7 protein-coding genes are annotated in these 6,684 nt (G+C 59.4%); 5 read left to right on the plus strand and 2 right to left on the minus strand.

Translation table 11 applies throughout. From position 1 onward, the window contains the following. The 3 genes from EOA24_RS23280 to EOA24_RS23290 form a co-directional block, all read left to right on the plus strand. On the plus strand, positions 1-872 hold an 872-nt coding region (locus EOA24_RS23280; RefSeq protein ID WP_133374581.1), incomplete at its 5' end, for a branched-chain amino acid ABC transporter permease. Between the two features lies 1 nt (position 873). Continuing rightward, a complete protein-coding gene (locus tag EOA24_RS23285) occupies positions 874-1,671 on the plus strand; it encodes an ABC transporter ATP-binding protein (RefSeq protein ID WP_281059894.1) in 798 nt (265 codons plus the stop codon). Continuing rightward, entirely contained in the window at positions 1,668-2,387 is a 720-nt protein-coding gene (locus EOA24_RS23290) for an ABC transporter ATP-binding protein (protein ID WP_127410101.1), read from the plus strand. Before EOA24_RS23285 ends, EOA24_RS23290 begins: the two co-directional genes overlap by 4 nt. Before the next feature lie 15 nt (positions 2,388-2,402). Here EOA24_RS23290 and EOA24_RS23295 read toward each other — a convergent pair whose 3' ends face one another. Continuing rightward, positions 2,403-3,395, minus strand: coding sequence for a LysR family transcriptional regulator (locus EOA24_RS23295; RefSeq protein ID WP_127410102.1), 993 nt, complete (start codon positions 3,393-3,395; stop codon positions 2,403-2,405). Between the two features lie 521 nt (positions 3,396-3,916). After that, positions 3,917-4,588, minus strand: coding sequence for a DUF2848 family protein (locus tag EOA24_RS23300; RefSeq protein WP_127410103.1), 672 nt, complete (start codon positions 4,586-4,588; stop codon positions 3,917-3,919). Positions 4,589-4,857: 269 nt separating this feature from the next. Here EOA24_RS23300 and speB point away from each other — a divergent pair, with 269 nt between their 5' ends. Then, positions 4,858-5,811, plus strand: coding sequence for an agmatinase (gene speB, locus EOA24_RS23305; protein WP_127410104.1), 954 nt, complete (start codon positions 4,858-4,860; stop codon positions 5,809-5,811). A gap of 1 nt (position 5,812) precedes the next feature. Continuing rightward, on the plus strand, positions 5,813-6,684 hold an 872-nt coding region (locus tag EOA24_RS23310), incomplete at its 3' end, for a glyoxylate/hydroxypyruvate reductase A (RefSeq protein WP_133374582.1).

The raw sequence follows: 6,684 nt of genomic DNA on the forward strand, positions 1-6,684 counted from the left end.
TCGTTGCCCAAGTCATGCTTCTCGTTGGCCTCTATGCGCTCATGGGCATGGGCCTGAACATAGAACTGGGGCTCGCCGGATTGCTCGATTTGGGTTTCGTGGCGTTCTTTGCGATAGGCGCTTATGCCACCGCTCTGCTGACCTCGGATTCGCCGCTTGCATTGGCTCATCTAAGTTTCTGGGAAGCTCTGCCCATCGCCACCCTTTGCGCGGCAGCGGGAGGCTTCATCTTCGGTCTGCCGGTTCTGCGCGTACGAGGGGACTATCTTGCTCTGGCAACGCTGGGCCTGGGCGAGATTGTGCGCATAATTGTCGTATCCGACATGGCCGCGCCGGCCATTGGCGGCGCACAGGGTATCGTCGGCATTCCGCGTCCCAAACTCATCGACCATCCGATGGTTTCGCAGCTCAGCCTCTACTATCTGACATTTGCGCTGGCGTGCCTTGTCGCGTTCGCGGCCTGGCGGCTGCAGCATTCACCGGTCGGTCGTGCCTGGACGGCTGCCCGCGATGACGAGGATGTCGCGGCCACGCTTGGCCTGGATCTCGTCAGGAGCAAACTGCGCGCCTATGTTCTGGGGGCCGCATTCGCTGGCGTGGCCGGGGCCCTGTTTGCCACCACCCTCGGCTCGGTTTTCCCGCAAAGCCTGCGGCTGGACGTCTCGATCAACGTTCTCGCCCTGCTCGTCATAGGCGGGCTGGGCAGTCTGCCCGGGGTCTTCGTCGGCAGCTTCATCCTGATTGGCCTGCCGGAATTCCTGCGCGAGTTCGGAGAATACCGCTATCTGTTCTACGGTTTCGTGCTCATCCTGGTGATGCGCGTTCGTCCCCAGGGTCTCTGGCCAGCTCCCCTTTCCGCGAGGCATGGCTGAGATGCTGCGATTGCTAAACGTGTCCATTCGGTATGGCGGTCTCCAAGCTCTCTCCGACATTTCCATGGAGGTCGACGCCGGGACCATCCACAGTGTGATCGGACCGAACGGCGCCGGCAAGACGACGCTTTTCAATGCCATCACGGGAGTTGCTCGTCTGTCATCCGGCACCATCCATCTGGACGGAAGCCGCATTGACGGTCAGCCGCCTCATGTCATTGCACGCCAAGGCATAGCCCGCACTTTTCAGAACGTTCGTCTGTTCGGCTCGGTGAGCGTGCTCGACAATGTACTGATCGCCGAGGAGGCGCGCCCCGGTGTGGTTCGGGGGCTATTGCCGACATTACTTTGCCTTCCTTCCGCGCTTGGCGCGGAAAGGACCGCCCGCGAGGAAGCATTGCGACTGCTCGATGCCGTCGGGATAGCGCCGCACGCGCAAAGATTGGCCCGGACTCTCTCATATGACGACCAGAGGCGGCTAGAGATTGCCCGCGCCCTGGCGACACGACCCAAATTGCTTCTGCTAGACGAGCCCGCCGCCGGCATGAACCCCCAGGAAACGGCGCGGCTGTCGGATTTCATTGCTGAACTGCCCTCGAAGTTTGGCGTCGGCATCCTTCTGATCGAACATCAAATGAGGCTGGTGATGGATATCTCCAATTATGTCACCGTCTTGGAGTACGGCCGCAAAATCGTCAGCGGAGAACCGTCGGAGGTACGGCAGAACCCCGAAGTTCTCAGGGCATATCTTGGAGGACGAACCGCGGAGCGCGCGCTTGGGACGGGAACTCACGCATGACGCTATTGTCTGTCGGTGGGGTCGACGTTCATTACGGCCAGATTGCAGCGGTGCGGGACGCCGCGTTGGAGATCGGTCAGGGGGAGGTGGTGACGCTAATCGGCGCCAATGGCGCCGGCAAGAGCAGCCTGATCAATTCGATCTGCCGCTTGCGTGGCTGCGGCAGGGGACAAATCGCATTCAACGGAGCGGACATTGTCCCGCTGCAGGCGCATCAACTGCCTGCGCTTGGGCTGGTACAAGTTCCGGAGGGCCGCAGGGTGTTCGGACGTCTGACGGTCGTAGAAAATCTCAAGTTGGGAACATTTTGCCGAAAAATATCGCGCCAGGAACTCGAGCAGGATCTGGCGGGCGTGTTTGACCTGTTTCCCCGACTAGCCGAACGCCGGGATCAGGCGGCTGGTACGCTCTCTGGCGGCGAGCAGCAGATGCTGGCAATCGGCCGCGGACTGATGGCCAAACCGCGAATGCTTTTCCTCGATGAGCCGAGTATGGGCCTGGCACCCCGGATGATCGATGTCATCTACGGAGCGATCACCGCCATTGCCGGTCAAGGGGTTTCGCTGTTGATTGTCGAGCAGAATGCCTTCCTGGCGCTAGAACTGGCACAGAGGGCCTACGTCATGGAGGCCGGGTCAATAACCCTTTCCGGTTATTGCGCCGATCTCATCAGCGACGAACGGGTGCGCGAAGCCTATCTCGGACACGCGCACTGAGGTGCTCAGGCTAGCCTAGTTGAGGGCAACTACATGATCTTTCGCCTGCCGGCGGGGTTGCCACGACGCCAACGCCGGCAACTCGAACGATTCTGCCCTTTCTTCCCTGTGGCCGCCGACTGAAGTGTAAAGATCCTGAATGAACGCCTTCAAAGTTGGCGTTGTGCGGACGCCTTTGCGGGTAGCCATAGTGAACCGCACCGCATATGACGTCTTGTCTGGGAGCAGCGGGCGCAACAGCCCCTTGTCCACCCAGGTCTGGGCGTAGTGGGTCGGCAGGTAGGCAAGATACGCACCCGACAGCACCAGAATGAGCTGGGCTTCGACCTGCTCGACCGAGGCCGTGCTTTTGCACATTCCGATGCGTTCCAGATCCTGATTGCACCAATAGGACCGACTGGCAAACGCGTAGTCGCGCAGCACATCCAAAGAGAGGTCGTCCTCGCTCACGTCGAACAGGGGATGTCCCTGGCCACAGAACAGCGTGCTCGTTTCTGCATAGAGGTTCTGGTAGCGCAGGTTGGACAGCCGTGGGACGAAACCGAAGATCGCAAGATCGATCTGCCTTTCCACCAGCCGTTTTTGAAGAGACGGAGGACTGTCCACAACAAGTTGCACATTCACATTGTTGGGTCTGGCGCAGAATCGTCGGAAAGCGGCCGAGACCGCCGAATGCGAATCCGTCACCGTGTTATCCACGACGCCAATTCGCAGACTGCCAGTCAGAACCGAATGAAGCGACTCCGTCTCGCAGCTGAATTCCTCAAGGGCTTCGAAAAGGCGCGTGGAAGCCTCAAAGACGGTTCGTCCATGATCGGTCAGTTCGAAGCCGGACCTCCCCCGTTGGCAGAGCTTGAGGCGAAGGCGCTCCTCCAGGGCGATCATGTGGTTGCTTATCGTCGACTGGCTGATGTTGAGCTCGGCCTGCGCCGCGGAAAAACCGTTGCATTTCACCACCGTGATGAAGACGCGAAGCAAGCGGAGATCGACGTTGGCGATGTTGACCATGTTCACCTCTTTTTTTCAAACCCGGGCTCGAAGAGGAGCCGGTATGACTAAGAGGGAACCGTTTCAGAGTGGATACACTGCCCCTTTCGGCTTCCCACTCACTCGCTGACGCCGTTCTCTTGGCGGCTTTCAGCAGACCTTGCGAAGTCGATGAAGGCGGGACATTTCCGCACCGCTTCAATGCGGCTGGCCCCTTCAACATTACCAAGGACCGGATCTCTATTTTTCCACCAGCCATTGTTGCATGATTATCGGCTGGCGCGTTTGGTTCCCCGACGGCAGTGAATGCTAACTCAGGATGTTCGTCAAGAAAATATTCGTTTAAAAACCGATGCTTAAAAGGTCGGCAGTTCCCGCCTAGCTCTTAGGCAGAAAATGGGAAGCGGCGCCCGCGAGGATGGCTCCATCGAGAGTACTACTGATTGGGGTGGTACATAGAGGTCGGCGGTGCTCCCGCCGCGCGGTGGCGACGTGGTTGACCCATGGGCCGACAGGGTCTTGGCACTGGTTGCTGGGGTAGCTCAAAAGAACGGGAACGTAGGCTCTACAGTATAGCGATGGACGATCGCGCGCTCGAGCACAGCGTCATGGAGCTTTATGGTCATTTCGGCCCTCTCACGCGGGCAGCGACCATTCATCTCCAGCGTGCCTGAAAAGATCATTCGACCCTCGTGCTCGTGGCCGTCGTGTTCAGAAACGAACTCCTGCAGCTCGGCAGGCCTCATCATCTGCTCGACCTTGCCCTGCTGCATGAGCTTGCCGTCGCAGACAAGCGACAGCTCCAGACTGTCCCAGTGATCGAGGACCTCTTCCAGGGGCCAGGCGTCCGGCGCGATTGATTTCAGACACATGTTCTTCGCCATTGGCGCGTTCTGCGCCTCCATGACAGAATCGGTCTGGTCGCTGCCGACCGTGACATAGTCACGTCCGCCTTGGCGGAAAACGACATACTCGACCTCAGGCGACGTGTCTGAACCAAGAACCTGCGTCTCCGTCGATTGCGACAGCAGCCCCGGTATGATCGGAAACAGCATGGGTACATGTGGCGGCGCCGGAATGCCGATCTCCTTCAGTTCTTCAATGTGAGCTTCAACGAGGTGGCGCCTTCGTCCTGTGTAGCCTGCAGCGAGCACGCGCCGGATGGTCGCAGAGACCGGGCCAGCGGGCGTTTGAAAGGAAAGGACCACGGTCATATCGATACCTGCGATAGAGGTTGGGAGGTCAGAGATGGACGCAGGTTAGCGAGCCCCGGCATCGACACACACATCGGAGATTCAATGGTTAAGTTGATGAAACCGAATGATTGACGTGCCTCTCCTTACATTGACGCTCATCCAAGTGTTGTTGGGAAAGCTCCCCTTGAAGGTGACCCGCGTCCCGTCGAAGTTCAAGCCAATGCGGGGAGCCGCTGGCTCGTGGCTCGGCTGCCTGAGAATACGCGAAAGAAGACAGGGTGATTTTGATGAATGGGTCTTTAAACCAGCCGCTTAGCGGCAACGACATGCCGCGCTTTGGGGGCATCGCCACGATGATGCGTCTGCCATACGCCCGGACGGCATCCGGTCTGGACGCCTGCTTTGTCGGCGTGCCGCTCGATATCGGCACCAGCAACCGAAGCGGAACCCGTTTCGGTCCGAGGCAAATTCGCGCCGAATCGGTCCTGCTGCGCCCTTACAACATGGCCACGCGCGCTGCGCCATTCGACTCTCTTCGGGTTGCCGATGTGGGCGACATTGCGACGAACCCATATAACCTGCTCAAGTCGGTCGATGCGATCGAACGCGGCATCTCCGATATCCTTTCTCATGGGTGCAAGCCTCTTTCACTCGGCGGCGATCACACCATGACGCTACCCATCCTGCGTGCGATGGCCAAGAAACACGGTCCCCTCGGTCTCATTCATATCGATGCGCATGCCGACATCAACGACACCATGTTCGGCGAGGAGATCGCGCACGGGACACCTTTCCGCCGTGCTGTCGAGGAAGGTCTTATCAACGCGCGCCGCACCGTTCAAATTGGCCTGCGTGGTACCGGCTACGCCGCCGACGATTTCGACTGGTCACGCCAGCAAGGGTTCAAAGTCTACCAGGCCGATGCGCTTTGGCATCGCTCGCTCGTTCCGCTGATGGATGAAGTTCGCGTCCATATGGGCAGCGGGCCGGTCTACATCACCTTCGACATCGACTCGCTTGATCCATCATTCGCTCAAGGCACCGGCACGCCTGAAATCGGAGGCCTCACCAGCATGCAGGCGCTTGAGATCGTCCGCGGTTGTTGGGGGCTCGACATTGTCGGCTGCGACCTGGTCGAAGTGTCGCCGCCTTTCGACACTTCCGGCAATACGGCACTCACCGCCGCGAATTTGCTATTTGAACTTCTTTGCATCTTGCCCGGGGTGGAGCGGAGAAACTGACATGGCAAGGCGGACCATTCTTTTCGCCTCGAACATCGATGACCCGGCGCCCTGGAAAGCACTCTTCGCCAGGGAACGGCCCGACATCGAGTTTCGGATCTGGCCGGATATGGGCAATCCGCAGGATATCACGCACGCTTTGATCTGGCGCATTCCGAGCGGCGTTTTGGCATCATTGAAGAACTTGAAAGCCATCTTCTCGCTCGGTGCCGGCATCGACCAGATCATTGTCGATCCCGAATTCCCAAAGGATATACCGCTATTTCGGCTGGTGGACGCCGGGCTGCGCGAGCAGATGACGGAATACGCCCTCTACGGTGTCCTTCACTGGCACCGCAGGATGGGCGACTACGCCAGGCAGCAAGGAGCCGCCGAATGGCGGATGCACCCGGCCGTTCATCCCTCCCAACGTTTGGTCGGCGTTATGGGGTTGGGCGTTTTCGGCACCGACATAGCTCGAAAGCTGGCGTCCATGGGCTTTCGAGTCTCGGGGTGGAGCCGCACCCGAAAGATCATCCATGGCGTCGACAGCTTGGTGGGCGAGAAGGAGTTCCGCACCTTCCTGGGCCAGAGCGAAATTCTCATCAACGTTTTGCCCCTTACCAGCGACACGCGTGGCATCCTGTCCTCGGAGCTCTTTGCTCACCTGCCGGGCGGAGGCGCTCTCGTCCATCTTGGAAGAGGGGGACATCTTGTGGAATCCGATTTGGTCGCCGCCTTGGATGAGGGACAGCTCGACTGGGCAATGCTGGACGTGTTCCCCAATGAACCGCTGCCGCGGGATAGCCCGCTTTGGGCGCATCCGAAAGCGTTTGTAACACCGCATGTGGCCGCACAACCGGTGAGCGACGCCGCCGAGCGCCTGATGCTAGA

The sequence above is a fragment of the Mesorhizobium sp. M2A.F.Ca.ET.039.01.1.1 genome (assembly GCF_003998035.1).
GTDB lineage: Bacteria > Pseudomonadota > Alphaproteobacteria > Rhizobiales > Rhizobiaceae > Mesorhizobium.

Excerpts from the sequence above, each read along its gene's own strand:
- EOA24_RS23300 (WP_127410103.1), bottom strand. The coding sequence starts at position 4,588 with ATGACCGTGGTCCTTTCCTTTCAAACGCCCGCTGGCCCGGTCTCTGCG.
- EOA24_RS23285 (WP_281059894.1), top strand. The coding sequence starts at position 874 with ATGCTGCGATTGCTAAACGTGTCCATTCGGTATGGCGGTCTCCAAGCT.
- EOA24_RS23295 (WP_127410102.1), bottom strand. The coding sequence starts at position 3,395 with ATGGTCAACATCGCCAACGTCGATCTCCGCTTGCTTCGCGTCTTCATC.
- speB (WP_127410104.1), top strand. The coding sequence starts at position 4,858 with ATGAATGGGTCTTTAAACCAGCCGCTTAGCGGCAACGACATGCCGCGC.
- EOA24_RS23290 (WP_127410101.1), top strand. The coding sequence starts at position 1,668 with ATGACGCTATTGTCTGTCGGTGGGGTCGACGTTCATTACGGCCAGATT.